General features: G+C 56.6%; 18 protein-coding genes. 7 read left to right on the plus strand and 11 right to left on the minus strand.

Annotated features, from left to right (window positions below; translation table 11 throughout):
- Positions 1 to 8: 8 nt before the first annotated feature.
- The 5 genes from AB1L30_RS04170 to AB1L30_RS04190 all read right to left on the minus strand — a co-directional run bounded on the left by AB1L30_RS04170 (position 9) and on the right by AB1L30_RS04190 (position 4951).
- Positions 9 to 677, minus strand: a complete 669-nt coding sequence (locus tag AB1L30_RS04170) for a hypothetical protein (protein WP_367012139.1) — start codon at positions 675 to 677, stop codon at positions 9 to 11.
- A 272-nt stretch (positions 678 to 949) separates the two neighbouring features.
- The gene (locus AB1L30_RS04175; protein WP_367012141.1) at positions 950 to 1444 is read right to left on the minus strand and encodes a hypothetical protein; all 495 of its coding nucleotides are present in this window, start codon (positions 1442 to 1444) and stop codon (positions 950 to 952) included.
- A 444-nt stretch (positions 1445 to 1888) separates the two neighbouring features.
- The gene (locus AB1L30_RS04180) at positions 1889 to 2533 is read right to left on the minus strand and encodes a hypothetical protein (RefSeq protein WP_367012142.1); all 645 of its coding nucleotides are present in this window, start codon (positions 2531 to 2533) and stop codon (positions 1889 to 1891) included.
- Positions 2534 to 2660: 127 nt separating this feature from the next.
- Positions 2661 to 4160, minus strand: coding sequence for a hypothetical protein (locus tag AB1L30_RS04185; RefSeq protein WP_345094943.1), 1500 nt, complete (start codon positions 4158 to 4160; stop codon positions 2661 to 2663).
- A gap of 236 nt (positions 4161 to 4396) precedes the next feature.
- Entirely contained in the window at positions 4397 to 4951 is a 555-nt protein-coding gene (locus AB1L30_RS04190; RefSeq protein WP_367012143.1) for a hypothetical protein, read from the minus strand.
- A 270-nt stretch (positions 4952 to 5221) separates the two neighbouring features.
- Between AB1L30_RS04190 and AB1L30_RS04195 the strand changes: the two genes are divergently transcribed.
- A complete protein-coding gene (locus tag AB1L30_RS04195) occupies positions 5222 to 5767 on the plus strand; it encodes an ATP-dependent Clp protease proteolytic subunit (protein ID WP_367012145.1) in 546 nt (181 codons plus the stop codon).
- A 65-nt stretch (positions 5768 to 5832) separates the two neighbouring features.
- Positions 5833 to 7158, plus strand: a complete 1326-nt coding sequence (locus AB1L30_RS04200; protein WP_367012146.1) for a hypothetical protein — start codon at positions 5833 to 5835, stop codon at positions 7156 to 7158.
- 44 nt (positions 7159 to 7202) lie between these two features.
- Here AB1L30_RS04200 and AB1L30_RS04205 read toward each other — a convergent pair whose 3' ends face one another.
- Complete coding sequence (locus tag AB1L30_RS04205; protein ID WP_367012147.1) at positions 7203 to 8177, minus strand: cytochrome c; 975 nt, start codon at positions 8175 to 8177, stop codon at positions 7203 to 7205.
- Between the two features lie 110 nt (positions 8178 to 8287).
- Between AB1L30_RS04205 and AB1L30_RS04210 the strand changes: the two genes are divergently transcribed.
- The gene (locus AB1L30_RS04210; protein ID WP_367012148.1) at positions 8288 to 9379 is read left to right on the plus strand and encodes an FAD:protein FMN transferase; all 1092 of its coding nucleotides are present in this window, start codon (positions 8288 to 8290) and stop codon (positions 9377 to 9379) included.
- A gap of 14 nt (positions 9380 to 9393) precedes the next feature.
- Here the strand turns inward: AB1L30_RS04210 and AB1L30_RS04215 are convergent, their stop codons facing one another.
- Complete coding sequence (locus tag AB1L30_RS04215) at positions 9394 to 11100, minus strand: DUF1598 domain-containing protein (RefSeq protein WP_367012149.1); 1707 nt, start codon at positions 11098 to 11100, stop codon at positions 9394 to 9396.
- 273 nt (positions 11101 to 11373) lie between these two features.
- Positions 11374 to 11853 (minus strand): hypothetical protein, encoded by a 480-nt coding sequence (locus AB1L30_RS04220; protein ID WP_345094931.1) that lies wholly within the window; start codon positions 11851 to 11853, stop codon positions 11374 to 11376.
- A 402-nt stretch (positions 11854 to 12255) separates the two neighbouring features.
- Between AB1L30_RS04220 and AB1L30_RS04225 the strand changes: the two genes are divergently transcribed.
- From AB1L30_RS04225 to AB1L30_RS04235, 3 genes are all read left to right on the plus strand, one after another.
- On the plus strand, positions 12256 to 12585 hold the full coding sequence (locus AB1L30_RS04225; RefSeq protein ID WP_367012150.1) for an Hpt domain-containing protein: 330 nt from the start codon (positions 12256 to 12258) through the stop codon (positions 12583 to 12585).
- Positions 12586 to 12670: 85 nt separating this feature from the next.
- The gene (locus tag AB1L30_RS04230; RefSeq protein ID WP_367012152.1) at positions 12671 to 13900 is read left to right on the plus strand and encodes a hypothetical protein; all 1230 of its coding nucleotides are present in this window, start codon (positions 12671 to 12673) and stop codon (positions 13898 to 13900) included.
- Positions 13901 to 13922: 22 nt separating this feature from the next.
- Positions 13923 to 14822 carry a hypothetical protein gene (locus AB1L30_RS04235; RefSeq protein ID WP_367012153.1) on the plus strand — a complete coding sequence of 300 codons (900 nt, stop codon included), beginning with the start codon at positions 13923 to 13925 and terminating at the stop codon, positions 14820 to 14822.
- On the opposite strand, the gene AB1L30_RS04240 is transcribed toward AB1L30_RS04235, so the two are convergent.
- Positions 14819 to 16495, minus strand: coding sequence for an HD-GYP domain-containing protein (locus AB1L30_RS04240; RefSeq protein WP_367012154.1), 1677 nt, complete (start codon positions 16493 to 16495; stop codon positions 14819 to 14821). The genes AB1L30_RS04235 and AB1L30_RS04240 overlap by 4 nt on opposite strands.
- 371 nt (positions 16496 to 16866) lie before the next feature.
- Here AB1L30_RS04240 and AB1L30_RS04245 point away from each other — a divergent pair, with 371 nt between their 5' ends.
- A complete protein-coding gene (locus AB1L30_RS04245; RefSeq protein ID WP_367012155.1) occupies positions 16867 to 17886 on the plus strand; it encodes a sugar nucleotide-binding protein in 1020 nt (339 codons plus the stop codon).
- Between the two features lie 4 nt (positions 17887 to 17890).
- On the opposite strand, the gene AB1L30_RS04250 is transcribed toward AB1L30_RS04245, so the two are convergent.
- Together AB1L30_RS04250 and AB1L30_RS04255 are read right to left on the minus strand one after the other, a co-directional pair.
- Positions 17891 to 19018, minus strand: coding sequence for an aminopeptidase (locus tag AB1L30_RS04250; protein WP_367012156.1), 1128 nt, complete (start codon positions 19016 to 19018; stop codon positions 17891 to 17893).
- Positions 19019 to 19096: 78 nt separating this feature from the next.
- A complete protein-coding gene (locus tag AB1L30_RS04255; protein ID WP_367012157.1) occupies positions 19097 to 19477 on the minus strand; it encodes a hypothetical protein in 381 nt (126 codons plus the stop codon).
- Positions 19478 to 19560 lie beyond the last annotated feature (83 nt).

Genomic DNA, 19560 nt, shown 5'->3' on the forward strand with positions numbered 1-19560 from the left:
CTGAAGGGTTACTCGACGGGAGCGACGTGTTCGGTCGCCATCTCTTTAATCACCTGAAACGCACCTTCGGAGTCGACCAGCACGGTGGCCCGGTACAGCACGTTTTCGTAAGACGCATCACGCGGATCGGCCGCGAATTGTTGGCCGTCGATTTCCAGTTCCATCGGCTGAGGTCGTCGTCGCACGCATTCGATCAAAACCTTGCCGCCGCCCGCTTGTCGCAGGAAGTACTGCCCAATCCCTTTCGAGATCTCGGCAGGGATGGTGGGATCGTCGACTTCCGCTTGCACGCCGACGATCTTGGCAAGTCGTTCGTAGCGATAAGGATCTTTCAAACCCGAACCAAGCTCGGGACCAGGGATCGTGTAGGTTTGAACTTCGCCAGCCGGGTTGGTGACTTCAACTCGGAAAAAGTGTTCGTAATCGGCCGGCGTGCCGGAGTACAAATTGTAAGGCGAGGCCCGGACTTCAAGGTTCAACGGTTCCGTGTAAAGCTGAAACAAGTTCAGCAGTTTCTCGTGAAGCTGCGACGAGTAGGCACCACCGAGCGAACTGGAAACCACGACCCACATGCCAAACAGGTAGACAAACAACAGCAGCGAGAAAATGCTGCGCGTCGTTGGGCTAAGACCTTGCTCGTCGGTGGGACCAACGTTGGGGGATTGGTTGGCGGGCATGAACCGATTTCTTCTTTTAAAGCATCCGGAAGGGCTGGAACTTCAATTGTAGTTCGTAGACCGACAGGATCGACCTGTTTCCGTAAAATGTGCAAACTGCGTAAGATTGCGAGAGCGAACAAAAAAAGACCCGGCGTTCCTAAGGCGGAAAACCGGGTCTTTTTGTTGAATCTTCTGACAGCGGGCGGGCAACAGGGCAAATCCCGCAACACCATCAGCCGAACTCCTCAAGCGACCGCAGGCCAGGTCGATCTTGAGAAGCGATTCCAGAACTAGGCTTCAGCTGGTGGAGCTGGAGGAGCCTGTTCCGATGGGGATTCTTCAGCAGCCGGAGCTGGTGCAGCTTCTGGAGCGGCACAAGTTGGTTCCGGAGCAGCACAGGTTGGCTCTGGAGCACAAGCAACTGGTTCTGGAGCGCAGCAGGTTGGCTCTGGAGCACAGCAAGTTGGTTCCGGAGCACAGCAGCTGTGGCGAGCCTTCAGGCGAGCGAACAGACCGCAGCAATGCTTCTTCTTGCCGCAGCAAGCTGGTTCAGGAGCGCAGCAGGTCGGTTCCGGTGCACAAGCAACCGGTTCCGGAGCACAGCAGCTAGGTTCTGGAGCACAGCACGAAGCCTTACGGTGATGGCTGAACAAGCCACCGCAATGCTTCTTACCAACACAACCATGGCAACCAAAACCGGCGTCAGCTTGACGTTCGCCGCCGATCAGGGCCATACCAACAACCGCGAAAAAGATCGCGATACCGAGAGTGAAAACACGATTCATTTGAGAATCCTCCAAACTACTTCACTTACCGAAGCGCAAGGGAGTAAAACACGAAGACGCCGTCCGACGTGATCCCCCGACCACGACGGCAAAACGTCGGAGGACTGATTCCGGTGACTTGTTGGGACACCGGAAATCCCGCGAACCAACTCAGCTTACCCTGTTGTGAAACTGTGGTGATTACGCGGAATTTATGCGTTACATAGCATAGGCCGTAAAATTACCAAGCCTGAAAGCCAAGTCAAGCAGTGCGAAGGGGATTTGGAGCGTTTAGAGAAGATTTTCCAAAATGGACTCAAGTCCAGAATTGTGCCTTGCTTGACCTAAATCTGAAGTCGGCTACCCGCAAAAAGTGCATGTGGCGCATGGAAAAAGCCTCGTAACAAGGTGACTGAAATCACCCTTACGAGGCTTTATGTCTTTATCAGTGCCGCTATCAGATGGTTAGCGGTTGAGAGTCGAGGAGTGTGATGCTGGCATCACTTGCGGGCTTCCGGCAGCCGCGTTTCCACGACGGGTCAGTTCGAGTTCGGCCCGTTGCTGCTGAGCCAGCATGTCCAGTGGGTCTTCAAAATTCATGACCAAAGGGGGTTCTCCGGAAAATAATTCGGTCGCCATGCCAGCAACCGCCCAGCCGAAGGATTCCCTGCGAAGGATCCAGACAATCTCGTACGTCTGGCGTCGGCCGGCGTCGTCGACGTCGGTCCAGTTCGATTCAACGTGGCAGATGTCACGGGTTTCGGTGGTATAGATCGTTTGGCCCACGACAAACTTGGCGGTAGCACTGCCCGGAGGCTGCACGGTCAAGTCATGCTTGGCGGTTTCGGTGCGAGCCTTCGTGGTCAGCAGTCGGCTGGTTGTGTTGGCATCGCCCTGACGAAGCGAGACGAGGAACAATTCGACGACCGCTTTCGGATCGCGAACTGCCTTCTGGACTTCATCGTTGACCTTCTCGACGACCAGTTGCTCGTCGGTAGGCTGACCGGCATCGGAACCGCTCTGAGCGGTGTTCGATGGATCGTTAGATTGATTGCAACCGAAGAAAACGATCGCGATCAGCAACAGCCACGCGTGCTTGCTTCCCTGCATGACGCTCTTTCCTTACTGAGATTTCGCGCCGGAGCATTCCGATCTCGTCCGGCTTGGATAGAAGACCAGACGGGAATCTCGCAAAAGCCTCCGTTGCTGTCAACGTCGGTTTTTTCGGGGCGGAAGGTTAGCCTGCCCCGAGGCCTCGGTCGAAGGCATCCTGCTCGCGCAGATAGACTGCTAGCGTCGACTCGAACGTCTGGCTCGAGATCTTGTAGCTAGGGTCTTGATCGGTGTAGTTGTTGCAGTGGGCAACCAGCAAGCGATACAGGAACTTGAACAAGTGCCGCGGCACGCGGAGTTGACGGAATGCCTCGAAGATACGCTGCTTCGAGATCGTTTCGTCGAACATGCTTTGCAGCGAAGGGGCCTCGCCGTTGGAGACCGCCTGAATACGGGCACTGGCCACGTCGTACAGCGCTTCACTCGTCCATTGCAGCGAAGGAATCATATTCTGCTTGTCGAGTCGAGCCCGTTGATAGAACTCTTTGTTCTCGCGTTCGACGAACTGCTGCAGTTCGATCGGCAGCAACAGTTTGACGCCGATCCCGGTCTGCTTGAGGAACTTGTTGTCCAGCATCGGCCAGAGCAGCAGACGCATCAGTTCGGGCGAACCGTTGATCAGGTGCGGCTCGTCTACGCGGTCGACGATCACAATGATGCCGGTCACGTCCAAGGAACGCAGGATGCCGGCAAACTTGTTCAGCATCGCATAGCGGTCGTCGGTCCGGTGGTGCATTGGCAGCGGCTGCGAGGCAAGTTCCCCAAGCGGGAAGTCCATCAGCGTGCGGGCCAGAGGCAGGCGTTCGTGATTGCCCACTTTCACATTGCGATAGATCGCGTGTGCTTTCCAGAGGGCTCGCGTCGCCTTGGTCAGCCAAGGCATCCAGCCGCCGATGAAGCCGATCAGGTACAGCCACCAGGGGGCGAAAATATCACCAGGGCCCAGCAGCAAGGCGGTTAGAATGCCAGCCAAAGCGACCGAGACGCCGACGCCCAGTGAGAACGAGGCCCACGACTGGAACGACCAGACGTGCAGCTTCTTTCGCAGGGCTTTCCAGCGGGATTTGAAAGTTTCGGTGGTCGATTCGTCGTAACAGGCGGCCAGAAGCAGCAGGTCGCGGGCCTGGTTCTGGTCGAGCTTCGAGACGGCCGAATCGTTGATATCGCAGCCGGGGGTCGCCATGCTGTTGCGTGTTGTCAGGATGCGATCGATCAGGCTCGTGACGCCAATCATCAGGATGGCGTCCATGTGATCCCACAGCTTCCAACGTTTCAGCGTGCGGTCTGGGCGACGTCCGCGCCCCATCTGATGTTCGCGAAAGCGATCGAGGTACGGATTGAAGTCGTCGTACTCGATGACGTAGATCTGCTGCGTCGGGTTTTCTCGGTTGTAGCGGGCAATGTGCTCGACGATCTGCAGACGCATGGCCGTTTTGCCGGCACCCTTTTCACCGAAGACGATCGACGTCGAGGGCTCTGCTGGGTCGCCATAGACCTTTTGCCAGGCCGGATGGTAAGTGGTGTCGATACAACCACTTTTGAATACGGTGTCGGTCTGGGCGTCTTCTACGGCGAAAGGGTTGGACTGGATGCCGTAGTGTTCGAGGAACTGGTGAATCTTCATGGATGTGCACGTCGGGGAAGAATCGACAAACTCGTTACCATCGACGAAACCCCGAAAACCGATCGAGTTTCCGCCCTCTACATCACACTAATATAGCCCTGGCCCGAGGCGCGGACGATCAGGCTCGGGAAAAGTAGAAGATTCAGGCAAGTTGTTGCCGGTTGCGCAAGAAAAAAGGGAGTTGAAACCACGATTTCAACTCCCTTATCTTTGCCTTAGGGCCTGACGGTGACCAGCTATTTGATTTTGAAGCTGTTGACCATTTCCATGAACTTTTCTTTGTTCTTCTCGACGGTGTCGGAAGGGCCGTAGAACTTCAGGTAGTACTCACCCTGCTTTTCGGTGGTGAAAATTGCACCCAGCATGGTGTAACCCTCTTTGACTTCCGCCGGAGCGAAAGGACCGCGCTGGTCTTTGAAGTCCCCGGTCAGTTCGACGATGTGAACGGGCGTGTTCGAGATTGTTTCTTCTTTTTCGACGGCGTCCTTGGACATCTTGGTGAACTGGCCCTTCCAACGAAGGACGTTCGCTTCGACACCGCCCGAGGCACCCATCATGGTCACGCGGCCGGAATCTTCGTCGCCGTTGGCACCAGGAACGCGGAATTCGTGCTCGATGATGTTCACGCGAGGCTTGATGGTCTTCCAGCCTTCCGGAACGGTCATTTCCAGCTGGCCTTCGCTGAAGGTGATGGTAGCCGGCTTCTTTTCTTCGGCAGTCTTCTCTTCAGCCAGGGCCGAAAAGGCAGTCATAACGATAAGGCCGAGACACAGCGGCGCGAAACGTTTCATCACAAAAAGCTCCTGAAATGGGGCAAAATCTTCCGGGGGAGAATTCACCCATGATATCGCTAAAGTTCAATCAGATCATCCATATTGCCTGGAGGGCAGGCGAAGTCTGAGAAATTTTACGTCGCACCTGGCGGCTGTGTTCAGAATTTTGCGGAAGAACCATGCCCCAGATGAGGCCGGCTGATTGGTAGAGTCGGTTGCGGTATCATAAACGGAACCCAGCCGAACGGCAGATCGCCTTAAAGCGAAGTCTACAACAAGGATATCACCATGAAGAAGCCCCAGAAGTCGGCCGGTCCCAGCGAAGAGCAGGAAGAAGAATCGGGCCCCTTGGAGATCGTGATTTCCGGAGAGTTCGGCGAGTCTTGTACCGAGATCTACGAAAAGATCCTCGAAGTACCACCCGGTGGCGAATGCACACTTTATTTCGATTCCCCCGGCGGAAGCTCGTACGCGGCGATCGGCCTGGTCAGCTTGCTCAAGCTGCGGAAGATTGAAGCGACCGGGTATGTGATCGGCGAGTGTTCCTCGGCCGCGATTTGGCCCTTTGCTGCCTGTAAGAAACGGTATGTGACGCCCTGGAGTGTGCTGCTGTTTCATCCAATGCGATGGCAAAGCGAAGAGAACATTCCGGTGACTGAAGCAGCGGAATGGGTTCGTCACTATGCCCATCTCAATTCCGAGATGGACGAGATGCTGGCCGGTTTGTTTAAAGCGAAGCCAGAACTCATTGCCCAGTGGACGCATCCGGGCCGCTTCGTAACCGGGACCGAGCTGGCCGATACAGGCTTGGCCGAGTTAATCGAGCTTTTCTGATCGTGAAACAGCGCAGTACCATACGGGCGTTCTTTGGCCCACGGTTCCGACCTGAAAGACCCCCCATGACTTGTCGCTCGGTATTCTTTATCGCGTTCGCGCTGCTGGCTTTCTCGCTGGGGTGTGGTAGTGGCAAGCCAGCCGATCCATATGGTCCCGATGCGACGGCAGAAGACTTTGCCGAGCTGCGGCTGTCGCTCACGGTGAACGATCCCCGCGTGAAAGACGAACTCGAGCGGCTTCAAAATAAGCAGGAACTTCCGGTCCAGTTGGCCGAAGCGTACCGAGCTCGTACGGAACCAACCAGCGGCGAACAGATCGTCAAGTTCCTGCGGGGACGTGACCCGGACTACGTCGACGCTGCTTTGACTGAAACGGCACACTGGTGGGATATCAAGTCGCCAGGGCGAGAACTGTTGATCGATGCCCAGGGTCAAGACTTCCTGAAGAAGTGGAACGTCCAGCGAACGGCCGCTCGGGCAGTTCTATTGCAGCCGAGGGCTCGCTTTCCGATCGAGATGGAACAAGGAACCTTTGCCGATCCAACCTGGATCGGAACGATGCATTGCCTGGCTCGTGCGGAACTGCTGGAAGCCGCCAGTCAGGCCAGCCAGAACAACATGAGCGAAGCGGTAACCGCGGCGGCATATGCCTTGGCGTACGCCGATCAGTTGAATCAGGCACCGTCGCTCGCAGCACGCAATGCAGCCGTTGCGATTCGCGAAGAGACATTCGTGACCCTGCGTGCCTTGATGCGTCACCCGCAGTTCTCCGGCGATTCGCAGCGGACGTTGGAAACGGTGCTGCAGCAAACCGTGCAAGCATGGCCTAGCGACGCCGAGCTTTGGAAAGCGGATAGGGCGTTCGGGCTACACTTTCTGGAAGTGATCCGTTCCGGGAATTTCGCCTCGGTTCTGACGCGTGAAGAGTACGACGCCATGATGGCCAGCGGCGAGTTCGGCATGCTGCAAAGCAAGATCATGCGTAGTTTGACGATGGATCAGGCCTTCTACCTGGATGCGATGCGCGACGTCGTTGAGTCGTCGGAGAAGCCGTATCACGAGCGAGCCGCAGGGCTGTTCGCGATTTCGGATGCTTTGAATCAGGCTGAGAGTTCCGGCAGCTTTCCGACGATCTCTGGCGAGTTTCTCCTGAGCGAGATCCATGCTCGCTCGGCAGAGTTCTCAAAGGACAAGACCCGCACGGTCATCTGGCTAACGGCGCTACAAACGGCGAATGGGCATCCACCAGCTGTGATGCCGATTAGCGACTTCTCCGGCAAGCCGATCGTGATTCAAGAAGAACCGGGACGTGTAATCGCATCATTTGAAGGACTGCCTGGCGAAATACCGAACCTGGAAGTCCGCAAGCTACCGCTCAACGAGATGTAGCGGCAGCCAGGTGTCGCCTGGCTGGTTTCGCAAAGCGATCCGGTTTAACGATAACTTTCGTGGCACGAGCTGCATGATTGGCCGACATCGCCGGCAGCCGTTCGGGCCGCGTCGGCATTGTTGTCCTTGACCGCCTTCACGACATTCAAAGCCGCTTCCTGCATCTGCTGGCAGAAGCCGAGGTAGTCTTCGTCGTCGTGGTACTCGAAGCCTTCTTTCTGCATCGCATGGGCAATCGCGGCGATCACTTCCGCTTCGTGCAGAATCTCTTCGATGTTCGATTTGAACTCCGACTCGCTGGCGGTCATCGGTTTCAGCTTCTTTTGATAGCCAATTTCGAGTCGCTGCATCAGCGGTGGACGGTCGGCGATCGCGTCCCAGGTTGCCTTCGGATCGGCTTCGCGGGTATCGATCGTACCGCCACGGACCAGTTGCTGTAAGTCTTCGGCTCGCAGCTTGGCTTCTTTGAAGGAGTTGTCGGTCCCGACCTTCGAGTTGAAGCCGGCGCGGGCAAAGCCATCACGGGCCGTCAACGCAAACTCTTTCCAGCGAACGTCGCCGTCATGTTCTGCGATAATCTCGAACAGCATGGCCAGTTCCGTGAAGTCACGGCGGGCTTCCTCGAAACCGCCACCGTTGAATTTACGGACGTTCTCGACGGTTGTCGTCAGCTGATTGTTGAGCTTCTTCACTTCGTCTTGAATGGTGGTGGGGGAGATAATGTCGGCCCATTCCCCAGCGGCACCTCCACCAGAAGCAGCCGGCGCGGCACCACCACCGCCACTCATGCCGCCGCCGGCAGGACCGGCGATCATTTGCTGGCGATTCTCGCTTAGAACCGCAGGACGTTCCCCGGACAAGCCTTCGGCGAAAACATCTTTGAAAAAGAAGATGCTGGTCGCGGTGTTATCGAAGGTAGGAGGCGTGGCTCTTTTTTCCGTCGATTGAGCCATCAAGGCCGATTCGCAAGCGATCGTTCCAAGAATGCCAACGGTAAGAACCAGACTCAATTGTCGCATCGATAGTTGCCTCCAGGGGATTTGCGTTCACAATTAGTATAACCCTGAAGTCGAATCAGGGACAGAATTTCGGTCAATCCGCCCCTCTCCTGGAAAAACAAAGACAAATCGTGACGTCTGAAGAGGAAAGACGAGCCAGCCGCCGCAGTTTTTTGCGGGGAAAGATCTTCGCTCCCCAGGAAGAGGTGGGCGAAGAAGAACCGGAAACCGGTCCGATTGCCGAGTCGTCGGTTGCCCCAGGAGCCTACCTGATCCAGCTTTCACGGAAGGCGATGGCCTGTCAGTTCGAGGTTTACTTGAACGCTTTGGGGCCTGGCACCGAAACGGAAGCCGGGATCGCTGCCCTCGACATCGTGACCGAGCTCGAAGCCCAGCTTTCCGCGTACCGCTACGACAGCGAGATCTGCCGCCTGGGAGTGACTGCCTATCTCCGGCCTCAGGTCGTCGAGCCGCAATTGTTCAAGCTGCTCGAGCTATGTGTTCAGCTTCATCGCGATACCCGTGGGGCCTTCGACATCACCGCTGGCCCATTGAGCAAGGTGTGGGGCTTCTTCGACCGCGATGGCAAAGTACCGGCGGAAACCGATCTGGCCGAAGCGATGCAGCTTGTCGGCAGCAATCAACTGGTGCTCGATCACGATCAACGCACGGTCTTCTTTACCCAGGAAGGTGTCGAACTGAACCTTGGCAGCATCGGGAAAGGGTACGCCCTCGATCGTTGCCGCGACTCGCTGTTGGAAGCAGAGGTTGCCGACTTCCTGATTCATGGTGGAACGAGCAGCGTCATTGCCCAGGGAATTCGCAAGGACGGCGTCGAACGAGACGGCTGGGAGGTCGGCGTTCCTCATCCATTGCGGCCTGATCGCCGGATTGGCACCGTCCATCTGAAGAACGAAGCTTTGGGAACTTCCGGGGCGGCCTTTCAGGCGTTCATCCATCAAGGGAAGAAGTACGGCCACGTACTCGATCCTCGTTCTGGACGGCCGGCGACAAGTGTGCTTTCCGCCACGGTGATCGCCCCGAATGCGACCTTGGCCGATGCCCTGGCGACCGCGTGCTACGTGATGGGACCGCAGGGAACCGAAGAACTGCTGCCGAAATACCCGGGCGTCTCGGTATTGATGGTCCAAGAAGGCAAACGCCGAGGATCGGTCGAAACGATCATGCTCGGCGAAATGGAGCAGCGTTTAACACTCTGTTAAACGCCAAGGAGAACCTAGTCCCACCACCAGCCATGATGCTTGATGGTCTTGGGAAGGGTGCTCGCCTTGCGATCCGACTTCATGAGACCATAGTCGTCGACCTTCAATTGATCGTCGGCCAGAGCCTTGGCGGGATCGAAGTACACGCCACCGCTGACGCCAGCGATGATGTGGCTGTTGTTGATGACCCGCATGTTCATGATCGAGTCGACATCGGTCGGTGCACTGGAGGTCGCCACTTCGTAGCCACCCTTGGGACCGAAGTGCGTCATGTTCCAATGGGCCACATCGGCCAGGCGTTCTTTCTCGATCAACGAGCAGATCATCGCCATGTCGAAGATGTTCTTCATTTCGGCGTAGATCGGATACTTTGCCGACAGCTTGTCGTAATGCTGCGAGAAGTTGTGGGCGAACGTTTCGTTGAGGGTGGAACTGGTGTTGGTGTGAACCCGTTGACCTTGCTCGTCCAGCAATTCGTTCTCGCTAAGGACCTGAACGCCAGGGCCGGCCAGTTCAAACGCATTGCGTTCTTCGGTCAAATTCACACTGCGGTAATCGAGCGCGAACCACCAACGCAGCACGTCCATCGGCGGAGGCGATCCGCCAGGGGGGATGGTGACCATTTCCAGGTAGCTCGGAACGCCGGCCGTGCCATCTTCCAGTCCCATTCCGACCCGCTTCATGTGGTAGTCCGCTTCTACGATGACCTGACCGACGCGGGTATCGGGCGAAACGCCATGCACCGTGATGTCTTGTCGGCCAACTGCGGTGCGAAGGCCCTCCAGCCATGAATCTCGCTGACGAGGATGCAGCGGCTTCTTCGAGGTCTGGGTGATATATTCCTGGGCCGCTTTCAGACCGGCTTGGGTTGGAGTGATCGAGCAGCCGAACTTGCCCTTTTCTTCCATGGCATTTCGCATCAGCACGACCAGGTCGTCTAGCTGCAGCACCGGGCGGCCGGTGGCAATGTTCACATGGCGACCTTCGCCGTCGACCTTCCAAGGTCCGGCTGGTCCCGCCAGGACAACTTCGCCTTGCTCTGGATAGACGAGCAGATACTTGATCTCGTAAATCCCGGCCATGTTGCTCATCTCGTCGGTAGGTACGCGACCGACTGCCCAGAGCAGTTGGGTTTCCTTTTCTAGACGAGTAAGCGAGACCTTTCGCAGGGCCGATTCATTCGACAGATCCTGGTCGGCCAACGCGACCTTCGAGGCGTCGTGAATCTTAGTGAGTAGCGAATCTCGAGTTTGCTGCGTGACGCGGTGCAGGGTTCCTTGCGAGTCGACATAAACGCCAGTCGAAAAAGGAGCCACCGAACCAGGGCCACCCAGTTCTTCCCACGATTCTGGATCGACGGTCGTCGTGATCAGGTCGATCAATTGGTCGAAGTCGGGGGTAATACCACCACCACGACCTGCGGGAACTTTACTTCGTGCTTCCGAGGCGGCATTCAGCAGGTCGGAACGCTGCATGTCGTCTTCGATGTACGAAGAGGTTTCGACGGCGGCACGGATCAGGCCGGCTTTCATCTGGCTGCGAGCGATGGCAGTGTGCCCTTGGTCGCGCAGCTTGGGATCTTCGATTTTGTTGATTTGTTCGAACGCACGCGTGAATTCACCAACGCGGCTATAAGACTCGACGCTTTCCAAGGTCGCTTGCGGAGTGGAAGCATCGTCGCCCAGGGCAGGGCGGAGCGAGATCGAATAAGTGGACAACACGAGCGTAAGGCTCGCAAAAATCCCAGCCCGGAAAAGGTTGAGCACGGGAAGGTCTCCAAGATTAGGACTTCTCTGTTCTTTGAAGGAGAAGTTTAGATTCCCCTGTTTCCAGGAGTTCGTCAAGCGATTGGTAAGGCAGGGTGGAAAAATCGACACCATTTAGGTGGGAGCTGCCGCAAGAAAATAAAAACAGCCAGGATTCTGCTTGAGAATGGCCTGGCTGTCTTGAGTTTTAGCTAGGTAGGAGAACCATTGGGATCTCCTGAAACCGGACTAGCCGCAGCAAGTTGGCTCTGGAGCACAGCAGGTTGGCTCTGGAGCACAGCACTTTGGCTTGCAGCAGTTGTGCAGCTTGTGCTTCAGGTGGTGGAACAGGCCACACTTCTTGGCACATGGATCGCAGCACGATGGCTCTGGAGCACAGCAAGTTGGCTCTGGAGCGCAGCAGGTTGGTTCCGGTGCACAGCAGGTTGGTTCCGGAGCGCAGCAGGTTGGCTCTGGAGCACAGCACTTTGGCTTGCAGCAGCTGTGCAGCTTGTGCTTCAGGTGGTGGAACAGGCCACACTTCTTGGCACAAGGATCGCAGCACGAAGGTTCCGGAGCACAGCAGGTTGGCTCTGGAGCACAACAGCTAGGTTCAGGAGCACAGCCACAGCCGTGCGAGTGGCCGAAAAAACCGGCCTGGGCGGTGGAGGTAGCGGCGAAGAACAAACCGACAACCAACAACGCAGGGAGAGCAAAACGGGCATTCATCGAGAGGACTCCAACTTGACTCATTAACCACCAGAAAAAACAACTCTTACGGATCGAGCACCTTGCACACACTGGGCAACAAATCCCAGATTCGGGCGCGTGACCTCGCAAGTAACTATCCTTGGTAAGGAACTATCACTCGCTATCGACTACCCAAAACGGAACCCTCTAGCAAAATACCCAAATTGTCTATCCGGAGTATCTTTACAGTTCAGGTCGTAACGGATGCCCCGGATATGCTTGCATCCGGGGGGATTGGTGGTCATTTTGCACTCTCCCACACCTGACGGAGCCACTTTCATACCCCACGGTTAAGTACCGACACATCTTGTGTTTCCAATGGAATTAGGCCGTTTGTCCTCAGATCCAATGAATGGATACCGGCCGCATGGGGCAAATGAAATGACTGTGACGAATCAGCAACCGCTGATCTATTCCGAATTCGGTGACGACGAAGATCTCGGCGAACTGGTCGAAATGTTCGTGGACGAGATTCCTGACCGCGTGCAGAGCATGCTCGACGCCGCAGATACCTCGAACTGGGAACAGTTAGGTCGAATCGCTCACCAGATGAAAGGTGCCGCGGGAAGCTACGGCTTTGGCGAAGTGACCTGCGTGGCAGCTGTTTTGGAAACAGCTTGTCGCGAAAGCGCACCTTCGGAAACGATTCAACGAGGTCTTCAAGACCTGGTCAGCATGTGCTTGCGAATGCGATCGGGCGTGCCTGGTTAAGGCCGCGTCTGGTTGACCGCGCATTGTCGATCCACCTATGATTCGGGAATCGTTTCACGACGTTTCTCGAATCATACAGGTATCGATGCCTCGATCGACTCCGTTCGGCGACAATGCAGCTTCTCAGTGCGATCTCGCACCGGAACTGGTCCTCGCCGACCTTCAATCTGACGCTCTGGCTACCGCCGATCTTGCTCTGGCTGTTTCTGCAGCCCTCAGCCAACCGCGCGATTTCCCCACCCTGGCCGATGCCACCGTCCCTGAGGACGTGGTTTTGTTCGCCTTAGGGAAGAACGTGACCGCGGTGGAAGAGGTCATCCAAGGGATTGTCCTCTATATCCAAGAGGCGAAGCTCACCGACCGAACCTTCCAGTTTCTTTTGCCGCCCGGTGTATTACCGGGGCAATTGACCCAACTGCAAGAGTTGGTTGCGCCGCTGGGGGAAGGGACCGAAGTGGTCGTCCATCAGCCCCAGGATCAGAAGGCCAATTCGTTCCTGACATCCACCCAGGACAGTCGTGCCATCATTTTGAATCGCCATTTGTGCGATGCCGACATGGTGGTGCCGATCGATGTGGCTCGCAGCGAAGGTGGGTTTAGCTACTTCGGCCCGTTCTCGTCGATCTATCCGACCTTTTCCGATATCGACTCGATCAAGCGCTGGAACTCGCCCTTGTTCGTGACCCGAGTCCAGCGTCGCAAACGACGTGTGGCAGACGTGGAAGAAGTGCGATCGCTGCTGGGCATCATCGTGAATATGCTGCTGCTGCCTGCATCCGGTGGTGGATACCATTCGGCGATCTTCGGAGAAGCTGCCAGCGTAGAAACGGCTGCTGCTTCGCAAATGATCGAACATTGGGAACCGAATGTCCCATCGTTAGCCGGCGCTGTAATCGCTTTGGTGACTGGCGGCCGGATGGGGCAGACCTGGGAAAATGCCGCTCGGGCACTCGCCAATGTCGAGAACCTCGTTCGTCCCGGAGGCGCGATCATTCTGGCGACCGAAATTCGAGAGCGTCCCGGAGCCGCGATGGCCCAGATGGCCGAGTCGTTGGAATTCACCGACTTTGAAACCGAGATGCGGAAATCGCGTCACGCCGACGCCGCAATCGCCTTGCAATTCGCCAAGACCCTCTCGCAGTGCAAGATCTACTTCCGCAGCTTGTTGTCGGAAGAGATCCTCGATCAACTCGACTTAATCCCGGTTGAGTCGGATGAAGAGTGCCGCAAGATCTGCGAGCATTACCAAGAGGTGGTCGTTGTGCACGACGCCCAAAGTATGTCGGTCCAGGTTGCCGATACGAGCGTTGCCTAGCAACTTCGCGAAAGAGACTTTCATGAGTGATTCTATTTCCTGGGCACCTTCGCCACTCACCAGCCGCATTGAAGTGAATGGCCCGAGCCATGACCGTTTCCTGCAGGGGCTTTGCTCGAACGACGTCGTCGCAATGGAAATTGGTGCGGCCTGTGAAGCGTACGTGCCGACCGTTCAAGGAAAGGTGCTGGCGCATGGCTATCTGCTGAAAGAGGAGAGCCGAGTCGTCTTCGCCGGGCTGGGTACGCAGTCGACCGATCTGCTGCCGCACCTGCAGAAATACGCGATGATCGAAGATGTCGAAGTCATCGACCACGGCACTAAGGTGCCGGCCATTCTGGTCTGGGGCAGTGAAGCAGCGGCTTGGGTCGCTCAGCAGATCGGGCAAACCGACCTACCGGCGCCGCTTCGCCACGCATCGTTCGAGTTCGACGGCGAAACTGTCGAACTCTTCCGGACGACCCTGCTGGAAGCCGATTCGTTTGAACTCCGGGGCCCAGGCGTTTTGAAACTGGTCGAAGGCATCCCTTCGTCTGCGGAGAGTTGGGATACGCTTCGAATTTTGAACGGCTTTCCGCTGCATGGCGTCGACATCTCGGCCGAACACCTGGCCCAGGAAGTCAACCGCGACAACCAGGCCATCAGCTTTAAGAAGGGCTGCTATCTCGGTCAGGAAACGGTCGCGCGGATCGACGCCATGGGACACGTGAATAAGAAGCTGGTTTCCATCATCATGGAACCTTCCGGCGAGATGCCAGCGTTGCCGGCAACCCTGGTCGTGCAAGGAAAAGAAGTGGGCCGGATCACGTCGCTTTGCCTGGCAGAGGGCAAATGGAGAGGGCTAGGTATGATCCGACGCGGCATGAATGCAGCAGGATCGAAGCTGACGTGTGATCTGGGAACCGTGGAAATCGTCGCTTAGGCTTCCTGGAGTGACTTGATCCAACCGTTGACATCGAAGCCGATTCCGGCTCGTTCTTCTCGCATGATCAATTCAATATCTTCGCGGGCCGAGAAGAACGCCTCGACCACATCGGGATCCCATTGGGTGCCAGAACCCTCGAGGAAGATCTGGTTGACCTTTTCGATCGGCATGCCTTTGCGGTAAGGACGATCGCTCGACATCGCGTCGTAAGCATCGGCCACGGCTGTGATGCGGGCCAGAAGTGGAATCGATTCGCCCGAGAGCCGGTGCGGATAGCCTTGGCCATCCCACTGTTCGTGATGATGCAGCACCACCGGCAACACATCTTCCAGTTCCTTCAAACCAGACAAAATGTTACAGCCCAGTTCTGGGTGCAGCTTGATGTGTTCGTATTCTTCGTCGGTCAGTCGGCCTGGCTTTCGAAGGACGCTATCGTCGATGCCAATCTTGCCGACGTCGTGCAGCAAACCAGCCATGTACAACAGGTTCAGCGTTTCGGTATCCAGGTTCAGCTCTTGTGCCAGGCGCACGGCCAGTCGAGCCACGCGATCGCTGTGACCGCAAGTGTAGGGGTCTTTCGCGTCGATGGCGGAAGTGAGTGCCCGGACAACGCTGGTAACGAATTCCGACTGGCGGCGGTACAACTCGATGTTGCCGCTATGAATTCCAAGGATCGTACCGACACTGCTCAGCAGGCTGGCTTCCACGGTGCCGAAGCCTTTGTCTTCCGTGTGATTGATCGCAAATAACCAGCCGAAGATGTTATCGCTTTCGACCAGCGGAACGGCGATCACCTGACGGATCTCGCTAAGCGGCCAATCGGCACGCTCGGTGATTCGTTGGTTGGCGACAAATGCCGAACGTTTTTCGTTCAGGTGAAACTGATCGACCAGTTTCGAGAGCATGCGGGCATCGACCGGGCACTCGCCGGCCATCAGCATGCTCGATTCGAGTGTTGGCGAAGTTCCGTGGTGACATTTCGGTTGTTGATACAGGATCGACAAGCCGCGACACGGGATGACTTCCAGCAACCAGTTCAAGGCGAGGTCGCCCAGTTGCGAGTCACTGCTCGAAATGCGGAGATTTTGGGTCAAACCATACAGCAGGCTGATTTCTTCGTAGGTCGAAGACAGGCTGTCCGAAACCTTGTCGATCTCTTCGGTCAGACGCCCAATTTCCAGATCGGACGCCATCTTTTCGATGACGACGGACGCCATCCGCTCGAGCGAGGTGATCGTCCATTCAGTCTGAGCGTGATACCAGCGTTTGGCATCCTTCGTCGTGGTCCCCAGCAAATGTGCGATGCGAGTAAAGTTGGGGGACGATGACGTGGTCGCCTGCAGTCGGAACGGAGCCATGGCCACAAAGTCTTGCGAACCATCCTTTAAAGGAATGGCCAGCCAGGCGCAACCGACTTCTTCCACGACAATCGCAGGCGTTGCTTCACGGCGAATGCCGGAACAAACTGGCGCCAGGATGGCATCGTCTCCGGTGCAGTGACCTTCCGAAACAAGAATCACTTCCCCAGAGTGTCCGTCGCGCATGCAAAATGAGGCACCGAAGTAGCTACGCAACTCCGAGCTCATCTGCTTCAACCGGTGACGTACCGCAGGTACAAACGTACTCACGGCGTTTCCGGTTTGCGGAAGGGAAATGGGGGGAACAGACATACAGGCTTTCCTGACTTGATCGAACGGGGAATCCTTCAGACGGTTCGGAGCCCGCCTTCAATAAACTTAGGTCACTCCCGGATCGGCGGATTGCCATCACAAACGACAATTGCTGCTGAAAATGGGGTTCGACGAAGGGTTATGCCGAGGGATTGATGCAATTCGGGCACTCGGAAGGTCACACACCCCAAACCTGGGCTATCGCCGCGATCGAAAATTCTTACGATGCGGATTATGCCGCTTGTTGGACATCGACCAATTCGAAAAAGGTTGACCGATCGATTGTGATGCCTTGCGGTAAGTCGCGGGTAAGTCCTCGGTTTCAACGAGATCCCCGCTACGTGTTTCGCGCAAGTTAGTCGTTTTACATCATGTCTCTCCCCCTTCCACTGCTCATTACTGGTGTTCCCGGCGTTCCGGGATACAACGCGCTGTATCACTTTGGCCACAAGTTCCCCGGCCAAGTTGTTGGACTGCGACCGACCGACAACTGGCGACTGGAAGGTGAGCACATCGTGGCGTGCGACATGGAGGATGTCGACTCGCTGAAACGCTTATTCGACGAGCATCAATTCAAAAGCGTTCTGCACTGTGCCGGTAGCTGTGCCTTGAAGTCGTGCGAACTCGACCCAGCCATGGCGTGGCGGATCAATCTGGAAGGAACGCGGAATCTACTGCATATCCTGGAGGGAACCGATACGCGGCTGATCCATCTTTCGATCGACCTGGTCTTCAGTGGGGCCTCGGGCAAAGGGAACATGCTCGAGACCGATTCGACCGATCCGGTCACCGTCTATGGGAAGACGATGGCGGCCGCGGAAAGCCTGGTGACGTTGATGCGCCCCGATGCCTCGATCCTGCGAATTTCGCTGCCGATGGGGGTCAGCTTTAATGGACACGCCGGAGCGATCGACTGGATTCAGTCGCGGTTCAAGAAGCAGCGGCCGGCCACGCTCTACTTCGATGAAGTCCGCACGCCGACCTATACCGACTGCATGAATCTGGCGTTTGAAGAAGTGCTGCAGCGGTCGATGCCAGGCATCTATCATGCCGGCGGACCTACGCGGCTGAGCTTGTACGAGATCGCCCAGGTCATCAACCTGGTCGGTGGTTATGAGCCAGACCTGTTGATGGGCTGCATGCGTCTCGAAGCAGGCCCGATTCCACCTCGGGCAGGCAATGTGGCGATGAACTCGGAGAAGCTCTCCGATCATCTCGGCTTCGAGCCCTTCCATAGCTGGCCGTACGACTCGCGATACATTCCGACGCATCGCGAGTGGCACTACGAGCGGTCCGGCTTCGAGCCCGGCTCCGCCGAATTGCTGGAGCAGATCTTGTATTGCAATCCGCTCCGGGCGAATGGGACAGTCCGACCACCCTTCAAGGGATAGCGAATCAGGTGAGCGGCTGCGGGAACTCTGGGTTCAAGAAGCGACCATTCTCGCTGATCAGTTCGCCATCGGCAAAGATCTGCCCCCCTTCACGCAGGTCGCAAACCATGTCCCAGTGGAGGCCTGATTCATTGGTACCACCCGATTCGGGATAAGCCGCACCTACGGCAGCATGGAACGTTCCGCCGATCTTCTCGTCGAAGAGGGTGTTCTTGCTGTACTGCTGAATAGCGTAGTTCGTGCCGATCGCGATTTCCCCCAGGACACGCGCACCGGCATCCTGGTCGAGCATCGCCAACAGGAACTCTTCCCCTTTGCTCGCTTTCGCATCGACGACTCGGCCGGCCTCGAAGGTCAGCTCGATGCCATCCGACTCGCGGCCACCATGAACGGCGGGGAAGCTGTACTTCACGACGCCCTGGGTAGCCGTTTCGACAGGACCCGTGAAGACTTCGCCATCGGGGAAGTTCTCGTGCCCATCGCAGTTGATCCACTTACGACCGTCGATACCGAGGGTCAGGTCGGTGCCTTGCGGCGTGACGAAGCGAATTTCTTTCTTCGTCATCAGAAAGTCAGCCAGCTTTTGCTGCTGCACGCTCAGCTTCTTCCACATGGCAACCGGATCGTCTTCGTAGAGAAAGCCGGAACGGAAGACGAACTCTTCGTATTCGCTCAGCGACATTTCGGCATCCTGGGCAGACGATTCGCACGGATACTGGGTGCCGACCCAGTTCAGCGTTCCTTCGGCAGCACGACCGAGGAAGCGGCTGAAATACTTCTTGCGGCCCTGACTGACGAGCGCACTCTTTTGTGGCGGAACGGTCGACAACGCCTTCGAGTTCTTCTGACCCCACATCGAGATCGCACAGTCAATCGCTTCAACCGCTTGTAGTTGAAGGGGATTTTCGTAGGCGAGTTGTTCGTCGTTCGCTTCGTCGAGGAAAATTCGTTTGCATTCGTCCGGAGTCATCACCACGTCGGCATGGGCACCTGCTTTGATCACTTCGCGATAGATGGCAATCAGCAGCGGTTCGCAAACGGTCGAACCAGCGATACGAACCAGGTGACCTGGCTTCACTCTGCCAGAATATTGAACGAGAACTTGAGCGAGCTTTTGGTACCGCGGGTCCATACAGACCTTTCCTTTCGCAGAGCAGGGCCAGGTAGACAACAACGAGACGAATCCCGAAGAGAGGGCCCTATTTTGAAATCAAATGCGACCGACGACAAATGCAAGTAAAAACCAAGGAGATAAAGCAATTGCCACAGCGGCCAGTATCAGAGACTTGGGGGCCCGGCGCTTGCGGCGTGACTGCATGATGGGAGTCAACAGCCCGCCGATACTACCGGAGATGATCGACGCGAATAGCAACAATGTCGAGAAGCCCGTCATCGCGTTGTAAGGGCCTTCTTCCCACTGACCAGCCGCCGCGATACCTCGAAGCACGACAACCAACACGACCATTAGCAGGGTCGAGAAGATGCACAAACTCCAGAAGACCGTTAGCGATTCAATCGCTCGCGATTCGCCCGAAGCAGGGGGAGCTTCGTGGCGGGTCAGCTTTTTGGGGCTCCGCCGTTTTTTCGACACGATATGGCCTGGGACGAGCTGAAGGGATGATAGGGTTTCGCCCAGTATGAGGGGAGCCGCCTGATTGGTCAACGATGTTTGCC

The sequence above is a fragment of the Bremerella sp. JC817 genome (genome assembly GCF_040718835.1).
Lineage (GTDB): Bacteria > Planctomycetota > Planctomycetia > Pirellulales > Pirellulaceae > Bremerella.